Origin of the sequence: Nocardia sp. GP40 (assembly GCF_050434125.1) — a bacterium.
Lineage (GTDB): Bacteria > Actinomycetota > Actinomycetes > Mycobacteriales > Mycobacteriaceae > Nocardia > Nocardia albiluteola.
Genome location: NZ_JBNPVW010000011.1, coordinates 94,967 through 115,240, shown reverse-complemented (window position 1 = coordinate 115,240; position 20,274 = coordinate 94,967). Strand labels below are relative to the sequence as shown.

Annotated in this window: 21 protein-coding genes; 13 read left to right on the top strand and 8 right to left on the bottom strand. The window is 70.0% G+C overall.

Annotated features, from left to right (window positions below):
• The first annotated feature begins 145 nt into the window (after window positions 1-145).
• Window positions 146-1,180 carry an NAD(P)-dependent alcohol dehydrogenase gene (locus ABH933_RS29715; protein ID WP_429422398.1) on the top strand — a complete coding sequence of 345 codons (1,035 nt, stop codon included), beginning with the start codon at window positions 146-148 and terminating at the stop codon, window positions 1,178-1,180.
• A 60-nt stretch (window positions 1,181-1,240) separates the two neighbouring features.
• On the opposite strand, the gene ABH933_RS29710 is transcribed toward ABH933_RS29715, so the two are convergent.
• The 3 genes from ABH933_RS29710 to ABH933_RS29700 all read right to left on the bottom strand — a co-directional run bounded on the left by ABH933_RS29710 (window position 1,241) and on the right by ABH933_RS29700 (window position 3,164).
• Entirely contained in the window at window positions 1,241-1,774 is a 534-nt protein-coding gene (locus ABH933_RS29710; protein WP_429422400.1) for a DoxX family protein, read from the bottom strand.
• 163 nt (window positions 1,775-1,937) lie between these two features.
• Window positions 1,938-2,381, bottom strand: a complete 444-nt coding sequence (locus ABH933_RS29705) for a pyridoxamine 5'-phosphate oxidase family protein (protein WP_429422402.1) — start codon at window positions 2,379-2,381, stop codon at window positions 1,938-1,940.
• A gap of 189 nt (window positions 2,382-2,570) precedes the next feature.
• Window positions 2,571-3,164, bottom strand: coding sequence for a TetR/AcrR family transcriptional regulator (locus ABH933_RS29700; protein ID WP_429422404.1), 594 nt, complete (start codon window positions 3,162-3,164; stop codon window positions 2,571-2,573).
• 68 nt (window positions 3,165-3,232) lie between these two features.
• Between ABH933_RS29700 and ABH933_RS29695 the strand changes: the two genes are divergently transcribed.
• A complete protein-coding gene (locus tag ABH933_RS29695; protein WP_429422406.1) occupies window positions 3,233-4,072 on the top strand; it encodes an SDR family NAD(P)-dependent oxidoreductase in 840 nt (279 codons plus the stop codon).
• A 104-nt stretch (window positions 4,073-4,176) separates the two neighbouring features.
• On the opposite strand, the gene ABH933_RS29690 is transcribed toward ABH933_RS29695, so the two are convergent.
• Window positions 4,177-4,893, bottom strand: coding sequence for a GntR family transcriptional regulator (locus ABH933_RS29690; RefSeq protein WP_429422602.1), 717 nt, complete (start codon window positions 4,891-4,893; stop codon window positions 4,177-4,179).
• A 73-nt stretch (window positions 4,894-4,966) separates the two neighbouring features.
• On the opposite strand from ABH933_RS29690, the gene ABH933_RS29685 reads away from it, so the two are divergent.
• The gene (locus ABH933_RS29685) at window positions 4,967-5,419 is read left to right on the top strand and encodes a flavodoxin family protein (RefSeq protein WP_429422408.1); all 453 of its coding nucleotides are present in this window, start codon (window positions 4,967-4,969) and stop codon (window positions 5,417-5,419) included.
• Window positions 5,420-5,466: 47 nt separating this feature from the next.
• Window positions 5,467-6,273: an LLM class flavin-dependent oxidoreductase gene (locus ABH933_RS29680; protein WP_429422410.1), complete on the top strand. Its 807-nt coding sequence runs from the start codon at window positions 5,467-5,469 to the stop codon at window positions 6,271-6,273.
• A gap of 13 nt (window positions 6,274-6,286) precedes the next feature.
• On the opposite strand, the gene ABH933_RS29675 is transcribed toward ABH933_RS29680, so the two are convergent.
• Window positions 6,287-6,907, bottom strand: coding sequence for a DUF4232 domain-containing protein (locus ABH933_RS29675; RefSeq protein WP_429422411.1), 621 nt, complete (start codon window positions 6,905-6,907; stop codon window positions 6,287-6,289).
• Window positions 6,908-7,157: 250 nt separating this feature from the next.
• Window positions 7,158-7,337, bottom strand: coding sequence for a hypothetical protein (locus ABH933_RS29670; protein ID WP_429422412.1), 180 nt, complete (start codon window positions 7,335-7,337; stop codon window positions 7,158-7,160).
• A gap of 167 nt (window positions 7,338-7,504) precedes the next feature.
• On the opposite strand from ABH933_RS29670, the gene ABH933_RS29665 reads away from it, so the two are divergent.
• The 4 genes from ABH933_RS29665 (at window position 7,505) to ABH933_RS29650 (ending at window position 10,976) form a co-directional block, all read left to right on the top strand.
• Window positions 7,505-7,681 (top strand): peptidoglycan-binding domain-containing protein, encoded by a 177-nt coding sequence (locus ABH933_RS29665; RefSeq protein WP_429422413.1) that lies wholly within the window; start codon window positions 7,505-7,507, stop codon window positions 7,679-7,681.
• A gap of 146 nt (window positions 7,682-7,827) precedes the next feature.
• Window positions 7,828-8,505 carry a response regulator transcription factor gene (locus tag ABH933_RS29660; RefSeq protein WP_215923240.1) on the top strand — a complete coding sequence of 226 codons (678 nt, stop codon included), beginning with the start codon at window positions 7,828-7,830 and terminating at the stop codon, window positions 8,503-8,505.
• A gap of 76 nt (window positions 8,506-8,581) precedes the next feature.
• Window positions 8,582-9,937 (top strand): sensor histidine kinase, encoded by a 1,356-nt coding sequence (locus tag ABH933_RS29655; RefSeq protein ID WP_429422415.1) that lies wholly within the window; start codon window positions 8,582-8,584, stop codon window positions 9,935-9,937.
• Complete coding sequence (locus ABH933_RS29650; RefSeq protein WP_429422417.1) at window positions 9,924-10,976, top strand: hypothetical protein; 1,053 nt, start codon at window positions 9,924-9,926, stop codon at window positions 10,974-10,976. Before ABH933_RS29655 ends, ABH933_RS29650 begins: the two co-directional genes overlap by 14 nt.
• 32 nt (window positions 10,977-11,008) lie before the next feature.
• Here ABH933_RS29650 and ABH933_RS29645 read toward each other — a convergent pair whose 3' ends face one another.
• The gene (locus tag ABH933_RS29645; protein ID WP_429422419.1) at window positions 11,009-11,524 is read right to left on the bottom strand and encodes a hypothetical protein; all 516 of its coding nucleotides are present in this window, start codon (window positions 11,522-11,524) and stop codon (window positions 11,009-11,011) included.
• Between the two features lie 146 nt (window positions 11,525-11,670).
• Between ABH933_RS29645 and dapA the strand changes: the two genes are divergently transcribed.
• The 3 genes from dapA to ABH933_RS29630 all read left to right on the top strand — a co-directional run bounded on the left by dapA (window position 11,671) and on the right by ABH933_RS29630 (window position 15,471).
• A complete protein-coding gene (gene dapA, locus ABH933_RS29640; protein ID WP_429422420.1) occupies window positions 11,671-12,579 on the top strand; it encodes a 4-hydroxy-tetrahydrodipicolinate synthase in 909 nt (302 codons plus the stop codon).
• On the top strand, window positions 12,576-14,678 hold the full coding sequence (locus tag ABH933_RS29635) for an RNase J family beta-CASP ribonuclease (protein WP_429422422.1): 2,103 nt from the start codon (window positions 12,576-12,578) through the stop codon (window positions 14,676-14,678). The genes dapA and ABH933_RS29635 overlap by 4 nt, the downstream gene beginning before the upstream one ends.
• A 169-nt stretch (window positions 14,679-14,847) precedes the next feature.
• Window positions 14,848-15,471 (top strand): TIGR03085 family metal-binding protein, encoded by a 624-nt coding sequence (locus ABH933_RS29630; RefSeq protein WP_429422424.1) that lies wholly within the window; start codon window positions 14,848-14,850, stop codon window positions 15,469-15,471.
• 85 nt (window positions 15,472-15,556) lie between these two features.
• Here the strand turns inward: ABH933_RS29630 and ABH933_RS29625 are convergent, their stop codons facing one another.
• On the bottom strand, window positions 15,557-16,432 hold the full coding sequence (locus ABH933_RS29625; protein WP_429422426.1) for a LysR family transcriptional regulator: 876 nt from the start codon (window positions 16,430-16,432) through the stop codon (window positions 15,557-15,559).
• An 85-nt stretch (window positions 16,433-16,517) separates the two neighbouring features.
• Here ABH933_RS29625 and ABH933_RS29620 point away from each other — a divergent pair, with 85 nt between their 5' ends.
• Complete coding sequence (locus ABH933_RS29620) at window positions 16,518-17,354, top strand: PhzF family phenazine biosynthesis protein (RefSeq protein WP_429422428.1); 837 nt, start codon at window positions 16,518-16,520, stop codon at window positions 17,352-17,354.
• 251 nt (window positions 17,355-17,605) lie between these two features.
• On the top strand, window positions 17,606-20,227 hold the full coding sequence (locus tag ABH933_RS29615; RefSeq protein WP_429422430.1) for a DNA translocase FtsK 4TM domain-containing protein: 2,622 nt from the start codon (window positions 17,606-17,608) through the stop codon (window positions 20,225-20,227).
• Window positions 20,228-20,274 lie beyond the last annotated feature (47 nt).

Below are 20,274 nucleotides of genomic sequence, written 5' to 3'. Positions count from 1 at the left end.
AAGGATCGGTTCTGGAACCCCAGATCGCAGATGCCCTGGCCGCGCGGGCTGGTCATGCGGTTCGAGTCGGCGACCCAGCTCGCGGACCAGCCGCGGATAGGTCGGGGCGCCCCGAATTTCCCACGGACACAGGGAGGTACGACTCGTGAAGGCTCTGCAATATCGCACCCTCGGCGCCGCGCCGGAGGTCGTCACCGTCGCGGATCCCGAGCCGGTGCCCGGTCAGGTGTTGCTGCGGGTGACCGCGGCCGGGGTCTGTCATTCTGATATCGCCGTGATGTCCTGGCCGCAGGTGCCGTTCGAGCTGCCGCTGACCCTCGGTCATGAGGGCGCGGGCATCGTCGCGGCGCTCGGCGCGGGCGTGACCGGTTTCCAGGTCGGCGACGCGGTGGTGGTGTACGGGCCCTGGGGCTGCGGAACTTGTCCGCCGTGCGCGGCGGGCAAGGAGAACTACTGCGTGCGGGCGGCGGAGCTTGGCATTCGCCCGCCCGGCCTGGGTGCGCCCGGGGCGATCGCCGAATACATGATCGTCGACGATCCGCGGCACCTGGTGCCGCTCGATGGATTGGATCCGGTGCGGACGGTACCGCTCACGGATGCCGGGCTGACGCCGTATCACGCCATCAAGCGGTCGCTGCCGAAGCTGATACCCGGGGCCACCGCAGTCGTGATCGGGGCGGGCGGGCTCGGTCACGTGGGCATCCAGCTGCTGCGTGCGCTGAGCCCGGCGCGGGTGATCGCGCTGGACGTGAGCGAGGAGAAACTGGCGCTGGCGCGCTCGGTCGGCGCGCACGAGACGGTGATCTCCGACGAGGGCGCGGGGGCCCGGGTGCGGGAGCTGACCGGCGGCCGCGGCGCGACGGCGGTCTTCGATTTCGTCGGCGCGCCCCCGACTACGGCGACCGCCGGTGCGTGCGTGGCGATGGAGGGCGATGTGACGATCGTCGGGCTCGGCGGCGGCACCCTGCCGGTCGGGTTCGGGGCGCTGCCGTACGAGGTGAACGTCATGGCGCCGTACTGGGGCAGCCGCGGCGAGCTGATGGAGGTGCTGGACCTGGCGCGCGCGGGAGCTGTCGACGTGTACGTCGAGACCTATTCGCTCGACGAGGCTCCGCTGGCCTACGAGCGGTTGCACGCGGGAAAGATCAACGGGCGCGCGGTCATTCTGCCCAACGGCTGAGCCCCCGGATCGGCTTCGTCCCCGGCCGCCGTGAGCGACCGGGGACGAAGCGTTCTCGAATTACTTGACGGCCAAGGTGATCAGCGCGGCGACCACGGCCAGTACGACGGCCGCGGCGCCCCAGAGCGCGCCCTGCCGGCGCCACGGGCGGCCGTGGTCCAGGGACAGGCGCCCCGCGCCGGTGAAGGCGATGGCGGTCACGGCGATGGCGTAGACCAGGGGCAGTTCGTAGCCCTTCGCGAAGCCCAGGTCCCAGGTCGTGTGGATCGCGTTGATCATGGTGCCCAGCGCGATGGCCGCGCCCAGCGGGGTGAGCAGGCCCAGGATCAGCAGCGCGCCGCCGGTCAGCTCGGACAGTGCGGCCAGCGTCGCGAAGAACCGGCCCGGGGTGTAGCCCATCTGCCCGAAGGCCCCGGCGGTAGCCGTGAGGCCGTAGCCGCCGAACCAGCCGAAGAGCTTCTGGGTGCCGTGGACGGCGAGCAGCGCGCCGAAGCCGACGCGCAGGATCAGCAGGCCGATATCGGATCCGGACGTGCCGATGCGGACGTCGGAGGCGGTGTCGATCGTTTCTGCCGGGCTCGTCGTGGTGGTCATAGGGGTATCTCCTGGTGTCGGTGGTCGGCGGGGGCCATCGGCGGCGGACTAAGCGGACTGCGGTCCGATTGCATGCCGGAGATCGTAACCGGCGCCCGGTCGCGGTTATTCCGGCGGGTTGTCCAGGGGGATTTCCGGAGTTGTTGCGGGTCGGCGAGCCGGGCTAGGGGTTCCCGTAGACGCGCTCGGGCGTCACCAGGACGACCGCGCGGCGCTCGTCGGCCATCACCCGGTCGTATTCCTCGAAGTCGTCGTGGGTGCCGCCGGCCGCGGTGAACACCTCGCGCAGCAGCAGGCGCAGCCGTTCGGCATCGATGCCGGGCACCAGATCGTCTGGTCCGCAGATCCAGACGGGCCCCTCGGCGGCGGCCCACTCCCAGCCGACCCGGGCGACGACGGTCATGCGCGGCCGCGCGCGCAGATTGGCCAGCTTGCGGGTGCCCCCGCGAATCACCATGCCCACCATGCGTTCACCGGTCTGCGGATGTGCCAGCACACCGGCATTGACGAGAGTGGACTGCACGGTGCCGTCGGCCCGCGCGGTCGAGACGACGCAGAGCCCGTGATCGCCGCCGATGAGACGGGCGAAGTCAGCAAGATCGCTCATAGCCGGAGTCTACGAGGACCGCGGGCCGCGGACCAGGCCGCGGCAACGGGCACGATCGCCACGCTCGACGGAAATTGTGGAGCTGTCCCGATCATCTCCGAACCCGCGCAACGGTTTTCGCCGGCCTTCGGCTTCCGGCGCCGGCGCCGTCGATTGCGGGAGACGCTGGGCGCGGCGTAGCGACCGGGTTCAGGTGCGCAGGACCGGCGCCAGCGTATCGACGAGCCGGTCGGCGTAGGCCGGGTCGAGTTCGCCGCCGCTGATCAGGAGGCGGTAGTAGAGGGCGCCGTAGATCAGATCGATGACGATGTCGGCGTCGGTGTCGGCCGCGAGCCGGCCTTCCTCGATGCCAGCGGTGATGAGCTCGATCACTCCGGCGCGTCGGGTATCAATGAATCGTTCCCGTAGCGCTGTGGCGAGTTCGGGATCGTGCTGCGCCGCGGCGACGAGGGCGACGAACGGGCGACGGGCCTCGGGGGTGTTCATCAGCCGTGCCACGCGCTGGACCTGAATTCGTAAGCGGGTCAGGGCATCTCCCTGAGCGGGCGCTTCCATCCGCCCCGCGAAGGCATCGGTGAAGGCGTCCATCACCACCGCCGCCTTGGTCGGCCACCAGCGGTAGATGGTGTTCTTGCTGACCCCGGCGCGCGCGGCGATCTCGTCCATGGTCATTCCGGGGAGGCCGCGGTCGGTCAGCAGCTCGCCCGCCGCGTCCAGGACCGCCCGGCGGGATCGCTCGCTGCGCGGTCGTCCCGGTCCGCGCCCACCGTTCTGTGCTGGCATTGCGACAGTGTAGCAGTTTCGATACTGTACGATCAGTATCGAAAAGATGGCCTGTTGAGGAGCTTGCAATGGAGATGGATCGGGTGTGGCTGGTGACCGGCGCGTCATCGGGATTCGGCCTCGAGATCAGCCGGACGGTGGTTGCGGAGGGAGGTCGGGTGGTGGCGACCGCGCGCCGCCCGGAGCGCGCCGCGGCGCTGCGGGAGCTCGCGGCGGCTCATCCCGATCGCGTGCTCGTCGTGGCCCTGGATGTCACCGACGCGGAGCAGGCGCGCGACGCGGTGGCGCGTGCGGCGGCGGAGTTCGGCCGCCTCGATGTCGTCGTCAACAACGCGGGCTACGGGATCTTCGGTGCGACGGAGGAGATTCCCGACCGTGCGGTGCGAGAGGCGTTCGATACGAACGTCTTCGGATCGCTGAATGTGATCCGCGCCTGCCTGCCCGTGCTGCGGGTGCAGCGGCACGGCCACCTGGTGCAGATCTCCTCGACAGCCGGAGTCGCTTCTCCCTCACCGGGTCTGGGCCTCTACGCGGCCACGAAGTTCGCGGTCGAGGGTATGAGCGAGGGGCTGGCCAAGGAGGTCGCCCACCTCGGAATCGGCGTCACCATCGTCGAGCCGGGCATGTTCGGCACGAATTTCGTGGGGGCGCTGGCGAATACGCCCGTGCGTCACCCCGATTACGCCGCGAGCGTCGCGAGCACCCACGAGCGCCTGTCCGGTCTCGACGCCGGCGTCTACGGTGACCCGGTCGAGGCGGCACGGCGCATCGTCGCCGCCGTCGAATCCCCGAACCCGCCCCTGCGGCTGCCGCTGGGACGGGACGCCGTCACCGCGATCCGCGCCAAGCTGACCAATCAGCTTGCCGAGCTGGATGAATGGGACACGTTGGCCACGCTGGTCGAGTGAGCGGATTGCAGCCGCATTGTGCGCGGGCCTCATTCGGCCAGGGGCACGACTCCTGGCGTCGGGCCGCCACCCGGCCCCGTGGGGGCAGCGGCGCGATGACGGCTCTACTCGTCCTCGGGCTTGTCGGTCTCGGCGAAAAGCCCCCGGTCCGTGGGCAATCCGGCAACCACGCCGTTGATGCGGGAGTGGTGCACCTCGGTCGCCGCGAGCAGTTCCTCGGCGTCCCCGGCCAGGAATGCTGCCAGCTGGCGGCTGTGGTCGGCTTGCAGCACCACCCGGTCCGCCGTGGTCGTGTGCACCATCGGCTGCACGGGTTCGGTGATGTTCCAGGCGTATTCGAGCATGTGCACGAGCCGGGCCATGCCCGACGGTCGGGTGAGCGCCAGGTGGAAATTGCGGGTCTCGCGGTGGTAGGCGGCCGGATCGTCCTGCAGCACAGCCTGTTCGAGCCGGGCGTGCGCCTCGTTGGCGATGCGGTGATCCTCCGGCCCGGCCCGGTGTACCGCCGCGGCCAGCGCCGCGGACTCCAGGCGCTCGCGCGCCACATACAGCTCGCGCAGCTCGGCCGCGGTCAGCCGGGTCACGGTGTAGCCGAAGTTCGGCCGATGCTCGATCAACCCCTCGCCGATCAGGGTCTGCAGCGATTCCCGCACCGGAATCGGGCTGACGTCGAACCGCTGGGCGAATTCGCGCAGCGGCAATCCGGTGCCCGGCGGCAGGTTCCCGTCCAGGATCAGCTGCCGCAGTCCGGTCAGGATCTCCTGCTGGGAGTAGCCGCGGCGAGGATCCGCGGATGGTGCGAGGTCGGGCAGCCGGGGCAGGCGCGATCGGGAGGTCACCGATGTACGGTATCCGGTCACCCGTTTCGGGTGATACCGCAACTAGCCTGGACCCGTGCCGACCCTGCTGATCGTCCACCACACCCCCTCGCCGTTCATGCAGGCGATGTTCGAGGCCGTGGTGTCCGGCGCGACCGATCCGGAGATCCAGGGCGTGCGGGTCGTGCGCCGCGCGGCGCTGGCCGTGTCGCCGACCGACGTGCTGGAGGCGGACGGGTACCTGCTCGGTACCCCGGCCAACCTCGGCTATATGAGTGGCGCCCTCAAGCACGCGTTCGACGTCGTGTACTACCCCTGCCTCGATTCGACGCGCGGGCGTCCGTTCGGGCTCTACCTGCACGGCAACGAGGGCACCGAGGGCGCGGAGAAGGGCGTCACCGCCATCACGACCGGGCTGGGGTGGGTGAAGGCCGCCGAGTACGTGGTGGTGTCGGGCAAACCGGCCAAGAACGATCTCGAAGCCTGCTGGGAACTCGGCGCGACCGTGGCGGCGCAGCTCATGGAATGAGCGCCGCGTACCGATGAATCCGGGGCGGACCCGTCGTCGAAGCAGGCATGACCAAACCTTTTCGATTCGGTGTCGTTGCCCCGCTCAGAACCGACCTGCCGACGTGGCTGGACCGGGCGCGGCGCATTGCCGACAGCGGCTACTCGACGCTGCTGATGCCCGACTTCCCGCTGATGCAACCGGCGCCCGGGCCCATGCTTGCCACCGTCGCCGCGGTGACCGACCTGCGCGTGGGCAGCTGGGTCTACGCCTCCCCGCTGCGTCCGGCCTGGCTGACTGCATGGGAATCGCACTCGCTGTCGCTGGTGACCGACGGCCGCTTCGAGATGGGCATCGGCACCGGCCGACCGGGAATCGAGGACGAGCTGCGCGAGAAGGGAGTGCCCGACGTGCCGGCGCGGAGCGAGCGGCTGGCACAGGTGCGTGAGACCGTCAGGCGGCTGCGCGATTTCGACGGCCCCGACCGGCACACGCCCGTGGCGATGGCCGTCATGGGGCTGAAGGCCCGCGCGCTGGCCGCCGAAGTCGCGGACACCGTCACTTTCGTGCTGGGGGATCAGCCCCGGGGCGAGGTCGAGCAGCTGGCACGGGATTTCCGTACCGAGGGGCGCGTCGAACTCGCGCTCGCCGTGCCGGTCATCGGCGACACTGTCGCGCCACACATGGCGCGTCCCGACACCGATACCGCCGCTCTGCGCGCGGCTGACGCGATGACCGTACTCCCGGACGACCCCGCGGCCGCCGCCGAGGAAATCCAGCGGCGGCGCGAGGAGATCGGCTTTTCCTACTTCGTCTTCGGGGCCGACTTCGCCGACCGGTTCGCTCCGATCGTCGCGGAGCTCGCGGGGAAGTAGTGCCGACCGGTCGTCAGTGCGCGGCGACGAACGGTCCGGAGTAGGTTCCGGGGTGGGTTGCCATGTCCTGCAACATGACCGCCGCGTTCCAGGCGACGGCGGTATGGGCGCTGTCGCCCGGCAGGGTCAGCTGGATCGAGGCGACCTTCAGTACGGGGTCGCCGCCGGCGTCGGCAAGGTAGGTGATGTCGAAGCTCCCGGCGCCGCCCGGCGGGAGGGTGATCGTGGCCGCGGTGGCGTTGGAGTGCTCCAGCGTCCACTTGTAGTTCGGTGACGCGCCGGTCGTTCCGACCACATTCTCGCCCGTGCCGACCAGATCGACGTCGGGAAATCCGTTCAGCTTGCACGGTGCGCCCGAGGTGTTGGTCAACGTCACCGGCTGCGTGTTCTGCCCCGGCGTCAGCGTGGTGAGCTTGCCGAGGGTGGCCTTGACGTGCGCGCTCGTGCAGCCGCCGGAACTCGACGCGGTCGCCTTCGCGGGGTGGCTGGGCGCGGCGGTCGCGGTGGCGGTCTGCTGCGAGGCCGAGCTCGCCGCGGGGGATGCGTCCTTCTGACTGTTCGAGCAGCCGGTCAATACCGTTGCCGCCGCGCCGATTGCCACCACTCCCAGTGCCCAGCGATTTGTCACGCTCATATCCGTCCCTCGGGTGTCGATGCCGGACGCGCCTCCCCGCGCGCTCGGCCGTGAGCTGCAGATTAGCCTTCCGGCCGGGGATCCAAACGCTGTGGTCCTCCGGTGTATTCGCGGCGGCGCCTTGTGCGGCCGGTCGAATCCGGTGCGGGCGTGCGTGAACGGCTGCCGCACATCGGATCCGTCCGACAGCGCTACGCCCGCACGGGATCACTCGGGGCAGGGCGACGGCCGCCGGCCGCCACGCATCGGATCAGTCGGGAAGTGCCACCGCCGCGCCGCTCACCCGCACCCGCGGATCGTCCTGGCGCAGTTCGACTCCCAGAATTGCGGGACGACCGAGATCGTCCCCCTGGTTCATGTCCATCCCAACGTGCCGGGCCGAGATTGTTTCCGGGCCGTGCTTTTCCTGGCCGTTCGGCCGGATCGCCATTGTGGTAGCGCGCCTCGAAAGGGTGCAAGCCCCCAGGTCTCTGGGCGGAGTGGGCGCGCATCGAATTGTGAAGAACCACAAAAGAAGTGGAGACATATCATGGACACCCAGACGCCAGGGGACCCTCCGGCCTGCCCACGCTGCAGAACGGATCCCGCGGTGAGGCGGTGACCAAGCTGCAGCAGACCCTCAACCGCTGGTATCCGAAACTGCCCGCGCTGGCGGTCGATGGCGTGTTCGGTGCGGCGACCCACGACCGGGTTGTCTACTTCCAGCAGCACGCCGGTCTGGCCGCCGATGGTGTCGTCGGCCCGAAAACGTGGGCGGCACTCGGCTTCCACTGACGCCGCGACCCCCCGAAACCAATGGCTGACGCTCGGCCTCCCGCACCTGCATACTCGAATCCAGTACGTTTCCGGGTTCCGGCGGCGTACGCGCGCGCCGCCACCGGGGGCGAGGTGTTCGGGAGCTGGGAAGAGGTGACAGCGGTATGGACGGGGCATATCAGGGGCAGGCCGCGCCGCGGCGGATCGGGCTGGTCGAGGATCACGAGTCCGTCGCGCTGGGGCTGGCCAGCATGCTGGCGCCGCAGGACGACCTCGAACTCGTGATCACCGCCGGGACGGTGGCCGAATTATTCGATGCCGCACCGGAATTGGATCTGGTGGTGCTGGATCTGCGACTCGCGGACGGTTCCGCGCCCGAGGACAATGTGCGCGCGCTGCGTGAGGCCGGCCTCGAGGTACTGGTGTTCACCGGGGCCGACAATCCGTTCCTGGTGCGGGCGGCGGCCCGGGCGGGGGTGCTGGGGGTCGTCCGCAAGTCCGAGGACGTGCAGACCGTAGTGTCGGCCGTGCGCGCGGCCGCGTCGGGCGAGCAGGTCGTGACGACCGACTGGGCCGCGGCCATCGACGGCGACCCGCAGCTGTCCGACGTCGGGCTCAGCCCACGTCAGCAGGAGGTGCTCACGCTGTACGCGTCGGGGGAGAAGGCCTCGCGGGTCGCGCGCATGACGGGTCTGTCCGAACAGACCGTCAACGACTATCTCGGCCGGATCCGCCAGAAGTACGCCGATGCCGGGCGTCCCGCCCCCACCAAGACCGACCTGTACAAGCGGGCGGTCGAGGACGGCTGGCTGCCGGTGCCCGAGCGCAATCCGCGGGCATGAGCGAGCGCGGCGAGCGGTTGATCGGCACAGCCGCCACAGCGGGCATGTCGGAGCCGAGCGCCGGCGAGGCACAGACATGACCGCTGCGGGCGCCCTGAAATCCCGGCGTGCGCACACCAGGCCCCAGGTGCCGGCCGGGCCCGGATGGTGGGGGAGAGTCGCCGCGGCACAACCCGTGTCGTGGTCGGCAACGGACGGCATCGTGCGGCGCGTGGGGCTGTCGATCGGGCTGGGCGGGGTGATCATGGGGCTGGTCGACCTGCCGGAGATCGTGGAGCAGGGCCGGGGTGCGCCCGGCGGGTGGACCCCGATCGCCGTTGTGCTGACCTTTGGATTCTTCCCGGTGCTGGCCGGGATGTCGGTGTGGTCGAGGCCCACGACGGTCCGTGCCGTGGCCGGTTTGGCGGCGGTGAGTTACCTGGAGGCTCTGGCGATCACGTTGTTCGCGCTGCACCCGCACACCCTCGACGCCTCGTCGGTGTGGCTCTACCGGATGCTGCCGCTCGGCGTACTCGTCGCGGCGCTGGCCTGGCCGCTGCCGGTCGCGATCGGCTACCTCCTGATCGGTGCGACCGCGGTGGTATGCACCGATATCTTTCTGGCCCAACCGATCACAACGTTGTTGGCGGCGAACGACTTCGTGCGGGCGCTGGGCCTGTCGACGCTGTTCCTGTGGTGCATGACCTGCGCGCGGCGCGCCGGCGCGCGGGTGGATCGGGAATCTGCGATCGCCGGGCGGCGCGCGGCAGCGGCCGCCGCTACGACCGCCCGCGATCACGAGCGTGCCCGGTTCGCCGCGCTCATCCACGACGCCGTGCTGTCTACCCTGCTCGATGCCTCGCGAGGCAACGAGACGTGCACTGCCGCGGACGCGCCGGCATTCACGACCGCACAGCGGGTGGTCGACTCGACCGGGTCGGCCCCGGTGAACTCGGTTGTGCGCAGACAGGCTCGGGCGACTCTGACTCAGCTCGACGAAATCCGTCTCGATGCGCCCGGGCCTGATGTGCTCGACGCCAGGTCGGCAGTGATCTATCTGCGTTCGGCGGTGCACGAGATCAATCCGGGTATCCGGTTCGCCACCCGTACCTGGCCCGGCTACGACGATATGCGCATGCCCGTCGCGGTCGCCGGGACCCTGGCCGCGGCGCTCGGGGAGGCGGTGCGAAACAGTCTGCGCCACGCCGCCGGTGAGGGACGCCCGGTCTGCCGCACGGTGACCTGCACGATCAGCGCCGGCAGCATCCGGCTCGTATTCGCCGACGACGGAGCGGGGTTCGACGTGCGGCAGGTGCCCGCCGACCGCCTGGGCATCGCGGTCAGCATCCTGGGGCGGATGCGCCAGCTGCCCGGCGGTGCCGGATTCGTGGAATCACGCCCGGGAGAGGGCGTCACGGTGACGCTGGTGTGGGGCGGCGATGACCTTCCGTGACCCGGAATCCCCCGATGCCGACCCGGAATCCGGTTTCGACCTGCGGGATCTGCTCGGCCTGCGTGGCGGCGTCGCATGGTTGTTCCTGCTGGTCCTGGAACTGACCATCGTGCTGTACATGCTCGGCAACCTCGGCGCCGCATCGCCGGTGCGCGCGCTGAGCGCGCTGGTGGTGATGGCGGTCGCCGGGGCGCTTGTACTGATGGCGCCGACCGATCCGCTGCCGCTGCCGGTCACCGCGATCGTTGCCGGAGGCGGGCCGGTCGCCACCGTGCTGACCGCCACGACCCTGAACTCCGCACCGGCCCGGCATCTGGTCTGGACGACCTTCGCCTCCTCGTACGTGGTCGCGGTGCTGGTGCTGCGCAGGCGGATCGGGGCCGCGTGGCTCAGCGTGGCGGCGTCGGCCGCGGTGCTCGTTGCCGCCGCGGCCGTGTACGGCGTGCCCGCCGACACCGTCGTCTCCGCGTCGATCGTCCCGGTGGGTACGGTGACGGCCATCTCCGTGTTCTCGGTGATCATGCGACCTACCCAGCGGTCACTGCGCATGCTGCGCGAGGAGGCGGAGAGGCGCGCGGCCGCGGCGGCCACGATGGCCGCCGCGGACGGCGAACGGATCCGGCAGCTCGGCCGTCTGGACCGGGTCGCGCGCCCGATCCTGGAGCGGATCGCCGACGGCGCGGTGCTGACGGGCGCTGAGCGCGAGCAGTGCCGGCTGCTGGAGGCCGAGCTGCGCGACGGCCTCCGGGCCCCGCAGCTGGTGACCGAGGAGCTCAGCAGCGCCGCCCGGGGTGCGCGGGCGCGCGGGGTAGAGGTGGTGCTGCTGGACGACGGCGGCTTCGCGGACGCGCCGCCCGGTGTACGCCGGTGTGTGATCGACTCGGCGGCAACGGAACTGGACGCCGCCAACGCGGGTTCGGTGACCGTGCGGGTGCTGCCGCCGGGCCGCCGGGTGCTGGCCACGGTGCTGGCGCACGCCCCCGACTACGACCGCCGCACCGAGATCGACACCGAGGGGAACGTCGCGGTCACGAGCTGAGCCCGACGAGATACCCTGTGCGCGAGGATATTTCAGGCTTCGTCGTGGTCCTTCGGCCGATCCTGCTTCGCCTCGCCGTTCGGAGCATCCTCCCGGAACGTCTCGGCGTGGTAATGCCGGCGCGGCCGCATCTGATCGCGCAGGGCGTCCTGCACCGTCGCGCCCAGCCACGAGTTCAGCGACATCCCGCTCTGCGCGGCGGCCTGCTGGGCACGGTTCTTGATCTCGTCGACCATGCGCAGCGTGACTCGGCTGATGTCACCGGTGATGTCCTCGAACGTGGGTGCCTCCTGGCCGGGTTGCGACCCGTTCCCGCGCACATCGACGTGCGCGTCGGTGCCGTCCACCGAGACGTGCACCGTGCGGTCGCCGAGCGATTCGCTGATCTCCGCGGCCAGATCCGACAGCGCGGCCAGCAGGGTCAGCCGGGCGGCGTTCTCGGTGGCCGAGGCCAGGGCCGCCGCGGTGGACTGGGTCTTTTCGTCCCCCAGGGCCGCGGCGGTGACCAGGTCCTCGCGGAGGCGGGCGGTGTACTTGTTCAAATCCATGACACCATAATGACGTCAAATGTGGCGTCATTCAAGGCAAATCTGGCGCCGCAACAGTGAATGTGCTTCGAATTCGCCCTGGGGCCCAGCGGGTATGGAGGGCGACCGTTCGGGCCGTACATGGCGACCAGGTAGCCTTTCTGACCATGACGAACGGTGAATCGACGGGAACGGAGCTGCGCGCCTCCGGCACGGTCGGTGTCGCGATGGTGACCCCCTTTACCGCCGAGGGCAAGCTCGATGTCGATGCCGGAGTGGCCCTGGCCGCTCACCTGGTCGATCGCGGTGTCGACCTGCTCGCCATATCCGGCACCACCGGGGAGTCGCCGACCACCACCGAGTCGGAGAAGTTCGATCTGCTGCATGCGGTCGTCGGGGCGGTGGGCGAGCGCGCCACCGTCATCGCCGGCGCCGGCACCTACGACACCGCGCACAGCATCGAGCTGGCCCGCAACGCCCAGCGCGCGGGCGCGCACGGATTGCTGGTGGTTACCCCGTACTACTCGCGCCCCTCGCAGGAGGGCCTGATCGCCCACTTCACCGCCGTGGCCGATGCCACCGATCTGCCGGTGACCCTCTACGACATTCCGCCCCGCTCGGTGGTGCCGATCGCCTCGGAGACGATCCTGCGCCTGTCGGAGCACCCGCGCATCGTCGCGGTGAAGGACGCCAAGGGCGACCTGGCCGGTGGCGCCCAGCTGATCGCGGAGACCGACCTGACCTACTACTCGGGAGACGACATCCTCAACCTGCCGTGGCTATCGGTCGGCGCGACCGGATTCATCAGCGTCATCGGACATCTCGTGCCGGAGCGGCTGCGCCAGCTGCGGCACGCCTACCTCACCGGTGACGTGGTGCGGGCGCGCGAGCTGCACGTCGGCATGCTGCCGCTGTGCCGGGCGATGGCCCGGGTCGGCGGCGTGTCGATGACCAAGGCGGCGCTGCGGCTGCTCGGAGTGGAGGTCGGCGAGCCGCGCCTGCCCCAGTTGATGCCCGACACCGAGCAGATCGACGCGATCGCCGCGGATCTGCGGATCGCGGGGGTGCTCTCGTGAACGACCAGACCGCAGGTTCGAACGAACAGGACAGCGGCGCCCCCGTCGCCCCGGCCCGCCGCCCCCGCAGGGCGGCCTCCCGGTCCGCCGGCGCGCCCGCGCCCGCGCCGGAACCCGTTGCCGCACAGCCGGTGTCGGCCGAGCCCAAGAAGGCCTCGCGGAGTTCCGCCAAGCAGGACGCCGACGCGGCGCAGCCGGAGCAGCCCGCGCGCGGCTCGGCGAAGCAGGATGCCGAGGGCGCACAGCCCGCGAAGGCGACGCGATCCCGTGCCGCGAAGGCGACGAAGTCCCAGCCCGCCAAGGCCCGCCAGGAGAAGTCCGAGGCGCCCGCCGAGCGCAACGGCGCCGCCCGCCGCCCCGCGCGTGGCCGTGGCGGCCGCGGCCGCTTCGATCAGTCTGCGCCGCACCCGGTTTCGGCCGAGCAGCAGCCCGCAGGCCTGCCGCCGAAGCTGCCGCGCAACGGATTACGCGTCTTCGCCCTGGGCGGCATCGGCGAAATCGGCCGCAACATGACGGTTTTCGAATTCGGCGGCAAGCTGCTGATCGTCGACTGCGGCGTGCTGTTCCCGGAGGATCAGCAGCCCGGCGTCGACCTGATCCTGCCCGACTTCCGGCCGATCGAGGACCGGATGGACGACGTGGTCGCGGTCGTGCTCACGCACGGGCACGAGGATCACATCGGCGCGGTGCCGTTCCTGCTGCGGCTGCGGCGCGACATCCCGGTGATCGGTTCGAAGTTCACGCTTGCGCTGGTCGCGGCCAAGTGCCGCGAACATCGGTTGCAGCCCAAGCTGATCGAGGTCACCGAGGGCGAGAAGACGACCCATGGCCCGTTCGAGTGCGAGTACTTCGCGGTCAACCACTCGATCCCGGACGCCATCGCCGTGGCCATCCGCACCCCCGCGGGCCTGGCGCTGCACACCGGCGACATCAAGCTCGACCAGCTCCCACTGGACGGGCGCCTGACCGACCTGGCCGGCTTCTCCCGGCTCGGCGACGAGGGCGTGGACCTGTTCCTGGTCGACTCCACCAACGCCGAGGTGCCCGGCTTCGTCACCCCCGAGCGCGAGATCGGCCCGGTGCTGGACAGCGTCATCGGCAAGGCCAAGGGCCGGGTCATCGTCGCCTCGTTCGCCAGCCACGTGCATCGCATCCAGCAGGTGGTCGAGGTCGCGCAGCGGTACGACCGGCGGGTGTGCTTCGTCGGGCGGTCCATGGTGCGCAACATGCAGATCGCGCAGGATCTGGGCTACCTCGAGATTCCCGACGGGGTCGTGGTCGATCTCGATCAGGCCGCCAACCTGCCGGTGCACAAGCTGGTGCTGATCTCCACCGGTTCGCAGGGCGAGCCGCTCTCGGCGCTGTCGCGGATGGCGCGCGGTGAGCACCGGCAGATCAACATCCGCGCCGACGATCTGGTGGTGCTGGCCTCCTCGCTCATCCCCGGCAACGAGAACGCCGTCTTCGGCGTCGTCAACGGGCTGGCGCGGCTGGGCGCGACCGTCGTCACCCAGCAGAACGCGAAGGTACACGTCTCGGGGCACGCCTCGGCCGGCGAGCTGCTGTACCTGTACAACGCGGTGCGGCCCACCAATGCGATGCCGGTGCACGGCGAATGGCGGCACCTGCGCGCCAACGGGGCCCTGGCGGCCGCGACCGGCGTGCCCGAGGACCGGGTGATACTGGCCGAGGACGGCGTGGTCGTGGACCTGGTCGACGGCATCGCCTCGATCGTGGGCCGGGTGCCGGTCGGTCAGGTGTACGTCGACGGGCTCTCGGTCGGCGACGTGGGCGAATCCACGCTGTCCGATCGCCTGGTGCTCGGCGAGGGCGGCTTCATCTCGATCACCGTCGCGGTCGACGCGACCACCGGCAAGGCGGTCAGCGCGCCCGAGGTCAGCGGCCGCGGCTTCTCCGACGATCCGGAGGCGCTGACCGGCGCGCAGGAGCTGGTCGTGTCGGAGCTGCTGCGCCTGGCCGGGGAGGGTGTCACCGACACCCACCGGATCGCGCAGGGCGTACGCCGGGTGGTGGGGCGCTGGGTCGCCGAGGCGTACCGGCGTCGTCCGATGATCGTGCCGACCGTCATCGGGGTCTGAGATTTTCACGCAACGGCCCTCTGTCTCGTCGAGGCGGAGGGCCGTTGTCGTGGCGTCACAGCGGGGTCATCGGACTGCCGTCGGTCGCTCGGAGGGGTAGGTGTTCAGGTTGTTCGGGCCCGTGGTCGCCTGTGGAGCGGTGCGGGTGCGACTCCGTTAGGCTCACCTCATGAGTATGGCTCAGCGCGAACGGCGCGCGTTGGTCGTCACCATGACCGCGGCCGGGCCCGACGCCCCGACGCTCTGTGGTGAGTGGACCGTCCGGGATCTGGCCGCGCACTTGGTCGTTCGCGAGCGGCGGCCCGACGCGGCCCCCGGCATCATGATCAAACCCCTTGCCGGATACCTGGATTCGGTGCAGGCCAAGGCGGCCGGGCGGCCCTTCGCAGAGCTGCTCGAGCAGGTGCGCACCGGCCCGCCCTGGTGGTCGCCGTTGCGCCCGGTCGACGCGGTGGCCAACCTCGCCGAATACTTTGTGCACCACGAGGACGTGCGGCGCGCGCAACCGGACTGGGAGCCCAGGGAATTGGCTGTCGCGGATCAGGAGCAGCTGTGGAACACGGTGCGCCGGATGGCCCGGATGGCCTACCGCAAGGCCCCGGTGACCGTCGTGCTGGCCACGCCGCAGGGTGATCGGGTCACCGCGCACAAGGGCGCCGGTCCGGAGGTCGTGCTCACCGGCGAGCCCTCGGAGCTGCTGTTCCACGCCTTCGGCCGCAACGAGGTTCGCCTCGAGGCCGCGGGCGCGGAGGCGGATGTCCGCGCGGTGCACGATTGCAATCGCAGTATCTGAGCCGCGTCTCCTCGACCGCTAGCGCGAAGGTCACCCACACCGGATGCGGCTGCCCCTCCTTGCTCGCTATGGCGGGCGAATAGGATTACCCGCCGGAAAGCAGCTTCGTTGCACCGCGCCGGATTTCCTCGATCACCGCGTCGAGCGTACGGCCGGTCGACCGGCGGCGGTGACGGGCCAGCAGCAATCCGGGTTCGGCGATCGCCGGCCCGGCGAAACGAGCCAGCCGCCGCTCGTCGACGGCGAAAACGGGCAGTACGGCCAGTCCGAGTCCAGCCGCGACGCAGGCCCGGGTGGCCTCGATACTGCCCAGCCGAGTCGTGCGAACCACCGCCGCACTGTCCCGCAGGCACCGAGCGACCTCGTCGCTGTAGGTGCAGCCCTCTTCGAGTAGGAACCATCGCTGCTCCGCCAACTCCGCCCACGATTGCGCCGTCACCGATTGCCGCCGATCGGTGACGAATGCGAGTTCGAGAGTGCCCAGCTGATCGACAACGAGATCGGGCGCCGCGAGCGACGGCTCGAGCATCAGTGCGAGCGCATAGCGGCCGGCGCGTAGCGCGTCGATCGCGTCGGCCGTGCCCGCCGGCGACAGCGTGACCTCGACCCCGGGATGACGTCGGTGCAACGCCGCGATCACTCCGGGAAGCAGGTGCCCGCACAGGGATTCCGGCGCCACGATGCCGACCGTGCCTTGGATCGGGCCGGCTACATCCGGATCGGCGCGCAGCGCTGCCTCGGCATCGAGGACCAGACCGGCCTTCTCCAGGGTCCGCCGCCCCGCGTCGGTCAGCGTCGCGCCGAGCCGCAGCCGATCGAACAGCCGCAGCCCGAGCTCGGTCTCCAGCGTCTTGATGTGTGCGGTCACCGTCGACTGGGCGAGGTGTAATTCGGCCGCGGTCGCAGTGAAACTGCCGGTCCTCGCGAGTGCGACGAAGGTGGCGAGTACCCGGGTGTCCATACCGCCGATGCTATCGGAATATCCGATAGAGAATATCAAAATACATCGTTGGACCCGATCGCCGCGCGATGCGAGCATAAGACATATGAGCACCGAAGTACTGCGCTACACCGCATTCAGTACCGATCCGGCCGGCGGCAACCCCGCCGGGGTCGTCCTCGACGGGGCCGGACTCGACGACTCCGAGATGCAGCGGATCGCCGGGAAGGTCGGCTATTCGGAGACTGCCTTCCTGAACCGCACAGACGACCGGCACTACCGGGTTCGCTATTTCAGCCCGCTTGCCGAGGTCGATTTCTGTGGCCACGCCACCATCGCGACCGCGGTCGCACTCACCGAACGCATCGGCCCCGGCACCCTGAATTTCCGAACCAACACCGGCGACGTCGTCGTCGAGACCAGTGCCGCCGATGATCACCCGGCCGCGACATTGACCAGCGTCGCAACGCATTCCAGGGCGGCGACCGCGACCGAGATCTCCGGCACGCTGGAAGCACTCGGCTGGGACCCGGCCGATCTCGATCCGGCCTTTCCCGCCCGGGTGGCTTATGCGGGCAACGAGCATCTGATGCTGGCCGCCGCGTCCCGCGAACGCCTGGCCGCCCTGAACTACGACTTCGACGCCCTCGGCGCGGTCATGCGCGAGGCCGGGTGGACGACGGTGCACCTGTTCTGGCACCAGGACGATCGCCGCTTCCAGGCCCGCGACCCCTTCCCCATCGGCGGAGTCGTCGAGGACGCCGCAACCGGTGCCGCAGCGGCGGCCTTCGGCGGATACCTCCGCGACATCGGTTATGCCGAATCTGGCCGAATCTCCATCACCCAGGGCGCGGATATGGGTCGGCCGAGCCGGCTGCTGGTCGACCTCGATCCAGCCGCAGCCGGCATTCGGGTCACCGGACATGCAGTGCGGATCGACTGATTCACCGTGACGGGGGCGCTGTCGGCCTCGGATGTCGGTGCGAGACAGGTCTCGGAGGTGTGGGCTTGGACGCGCCAGCGGCGTGTCTGGCCGACTCGGCGGGGCCGACCGCTAATCTGTGACCCGGATCTTGGTTTCGCGGGTCGCGCGGACGCCGTTGCCCGAACGTGGCCGAGATTTCGTCATGTGATGTCCGTGGTGTGGGTGTTGCGGATGGTCTCGATGGGGCTGTTGCGGCTAGCCTGTGAGTCATGGCAGGCAAGTCCCGCAGTACCACGGCGTCTCGTTCGCGGGCGGGATCGGCGCGGGGGCGGGCTCCGGCACGGTCCCGTTCGGCCGGTTCACGCGGCGGATCCACCGGAGGTTCGACAAGGGCGGCCGCGCCCCGCGCGCGCAAGGCCTCGGCCCGCCGCCCGGCCCCGCGCCGGAAATCGAACACCGCGCCGCTGGCGGTATTCCGGCGGGGCGTCGGCAACGGCTGGACGATGCTCGCGCGCGGCATGGGCGCCACCACCCGCACGCTGAGCCGGGCCGGGGAGATCGAACACGGGCACCGGCGCGACGGCATCGCGCTGGCGCTGGTCGCCTTCAGCGTCGTCATCGCGGCGGCGGTGTGGCTGGGTGCGGGCGGTCCGATCGGGCACGCGATCGATACCGCGGTGCGCCTGTTCACCGGGTCCGCCTCAGCGGCACTGCCGTTCGTGGCCTGCGCGATAGCGGTGATCCTGATGCGCACCGAACCCCATCCGGAGATCCGGCCACGGCTGGTCCTGGGCGGCGTGCTGGTCGCGCTGCCGTTCCTGGGACTGTGGCACATCGCCGCCGGTTCGCCGGCCGATGCCCACGGGCGCGCGCACGCGGCCGGATTCGTCGGATACGTCATGGGCGGCCCGCTGCGCAATGGTCTCACCTCGTGGCTCGCGGTGCCGCTGCTATTGCTGGCCATGGCATTCGGCATTCTCCTGCTGACCGGGACCACGGTGCGCGAGGTGCCCGAGCGGCTGCGCTGGCTGTTCGGCGTCGGCGGCGACGAATACGACTCCTACGACGACCAATACGGGCTGTACGACGCGGAAGGCTATGACGAGGACGGTTTTCCGCTCCATCGGAACAGCTCCCGCAAACGCGGTCGCACACCGCGGGAGAACTACCCGACCGACGAATTCGGCGGATCTGATGCGGTCACCGAGGCAATCGGCGAGCCGCCGCTACAGGCCGCCAAGGCGATCGCCGACAAGCCGCCCGTTGAAACCCCGGCCGCGCCCGTCGAGAAGCCGAAGCGCAAGGCGCCCAAGGTCATCGATCAGACCCCGCCGCCCCCGGAACCGCAGCAGCTCGAGTTCGTCACCGAGCGCGAGGTCGACGGCGACTACCACCTGCCGCCGCTGACGCTGCTCACCGACGGCGAACCACCCAAGAAGCGCAGCGCCGCAAACGAATCGATGATCGAGGCGATCACCGAGGTGCTGGTGCAGTTCAAGATCGACGCCGCGGTCACCGGATTCGTGCGCGGCCCGACCGTCACCCGCTACGAGGTCGAGCTCGGGCCCGGTGTGAAGGTCGAGAAGATCACCGCGCTCGCGCGCAATATCGCCTATGCCGTTGCGACGGAGAACGTCCGGCTGCTCGCGCCCATCCCGGGCAAGTCCGCGGTCGGTATCGAGGTGCCCAACGCCGACCGCGAGCTGGTCCGCCTGGCCGACGTGCTCAAGGCGCCGTCCACACGAAACGTCCACCACCCGTTGCTCATCGGGCTCGGCAAGAACATCGAGGGCGAGTACCTCTCGGCGAACCTGGCGAAGATGCCACATCTGCTGGTCGCCGGATCCACCGGCTCGGGCAAGTCGAGCTTCGTGAACTCGATGCTGGTCTCCCTGCTGCACCGCGCCACCCCCGAGGAGGTGCGGATGATTCTGATCGACCCGAAGATGGTGGAACTCACACCGTACGAGGGCATTCCGCATCTGATCACCCCCATCATCACCCAGCCCAAGAAGGCCGCCGCCGCGCTGGCCTGGCTGGTGGAGGAGATGGAGCAGCGCTACCAGGACATGCAGGCCAGCAAGGTCCGGCACATCGACGACTTCAACAAGAAGGTGAAGTCGGGGCAGATCACCACTCCGCTGGGCAGCGAGCGGGTCTACCGGCCGTATCCGTACATCCTGGCCATCGTCGACGAGCTCGCGGATCTGATGATGACCGCGCCGCGCGACGTCGAGGACGCGATCGTGCGCATCACCCAGAAGGCCCGCGCGGCCGGTATCCACCTGGTCCTGGCCACGCAGCGGCCGTCGGTGGACGTCGTCACCGGCCTGATCAAGACCAACGTGCCCTCGCGGCTGGCCTTCGCGACCTCCTCGCTCACCGATTCGCGGGTCATCCTGGATCAGCCGGGCGCGGAGAAGCTGATCGGCATGGGCGACGGGCTGTTCCTGCCGATGGGTGCGTCCAAGCCGACCCGCCTGCAGGGCGCGTTCATCTCCGACGAGGAGATCCAGGCCGTCGTCGACTTCGCCAAGAACCAGGCCGAGCCGGACTACACCGAGGGCGTCACCGCCGCCAAGGCCGGGGAGAAGAAGGACGTCGACCCCGATATCGGCGACGACCTGGACCTGTTCGTGCAGGCGGTCGAGCTGGTCGTCACCTCGCAGTTCGGCTCCACCTCCATGCTGCAGCGCAAGCTGCGGGTCGGCTTCGCCAAGGCTGGCCGCCTGATGGATCTGATGGAGACCCGCGGCGTCGTCGGCCCCAGCGAGGGCTCCAAGGCCCGCGACGTGCTGATCAAGCCCGACGAACTGGACGGGTTGCTCTACACGATCCGCGGTGGGGGAGATCCGGAGCCCTCGCCGGATGCCGACGGGCCGGAGGAGTAGACCGGCGGTCCGAGCGCCACACCACGCCATGGCTGTAACACAAATTG

Excerpts from the sequence above, each read along its gene's own strand:
- ABH933_RS29710 (WP_429422400.1), bottom strand. The coding sequence starts at position 1,774 with ATGACCACCACGACGAGCCCGGCAGAAACGATCGACACCGCCTCCGAC.
- ABH933_RS29705 (WP_429422402.1), bottom strand. The coding sequence starts at position 2,381 with ATGAGCGATCTTGCTGACTTCGCCCGTCTCATCGGCGGCGATCACGGG.
- ABH933_RS29700 (WP_429422404.1), bottom strand. The coding sequence starts at position 3,164 with ATGCCAGCACAGAACGGTGGGCGCGGACCGGGACGACCGCGCAGCGAG.
- ABH933_RS29695 (WP_429422406.1), top strand. The coding sequence starts at position 3,233 with ATGGAGATGGATCGGGTGTGGCTGGTGACCGGCGCGTCATCGGGATTC.
- ABH933_RS29680 (WP_429422410.1), top strand. The coding sequence starts at position 5,467 with ATGACCAAACCTTTTCGATTCGGTGTCGTTGCCCCGCTCAGAACCGAC.
- ABH933_RS29675 (WP_429422411.1), bottom strand. The coding sequence starts at position 6,907 with ATGAGCGTGACAAATCGCTGGGCACTGGGAGTGGTGGCAATCGGCGCG.
- ABH933_RS29670 (WP_429422412.1), bottom strand. The coding sequence starts at position 7,337 with ATGGCGATCCGGCCGAACGGCCAGGAAAAGCACGGCCCGGAAACAATC.
- ABH933_RS29660 (WP_215923240.1), top strand. The coding sequence starts at position 7,828 with ATGGACGGGGCATATCAGGGGCAGGCCGCGCCGCGGCGGATCGGGCTG.
- ABH933_RS29655 (WP_429422415.1), top strand. The coding sequence starts at position 8,582 with ATGACCGCTGCGGGCGCCCTGAAATCCCGGCGTGCGCACACCAGGCCC.
- ABH933_RS29650 (WP_429422417.1), top strand. The coding sequence starts at position 9,924 with ATGACCTTCCGTGACCCGGAATCCCCCGATGCCGACCCGGAATCCGGT.
- ABH933_RS29645 (WP_429422419.1), bottom strand. The coding sequence starts at position 11,524 with ATGGATTTGAACAAGTACACCGCCCGCCTCCGCGAGGACCTGGTCACC.
- dapA (WP_429422420.1), top strand. The coding sequence starts at position 11,671 with ATGACGAACGGTGAATCGACGGGAACGGAGCTGCGCGCCTCCGGCACG.
- ABH933_RS29630 (WP_429422424.1), top strand. The coding sequence starts at position 14,848 with ATGAGTATGGCTCAGCGCGAACGGCGCGCGTTGGTCGTCACCATGACC.
- ABH933_RS29625 (WP_429422426.1), bottom strand. The coding sequence starts at position 16,432 with ATGGACACCCGGGTACTCGCCACCTTCGTCGCACTCGCGAGGACCGGC.
- ABH933_RS29620 (WP_429422428.1), top strand. The coding sequence starts at position 16,518 with ATGAGCACCGAAGTACTGCGCTACACCGCATTCAGTACCGATCCGGCC.
- ABH933_RS29615 (WP_429422430.1), top strand. The coding sequence starts at position 17,606 with ATGGCAGGCAAGTCCCGCAGTACCACGGCGTCTCGTTCGCGGGCGGGA.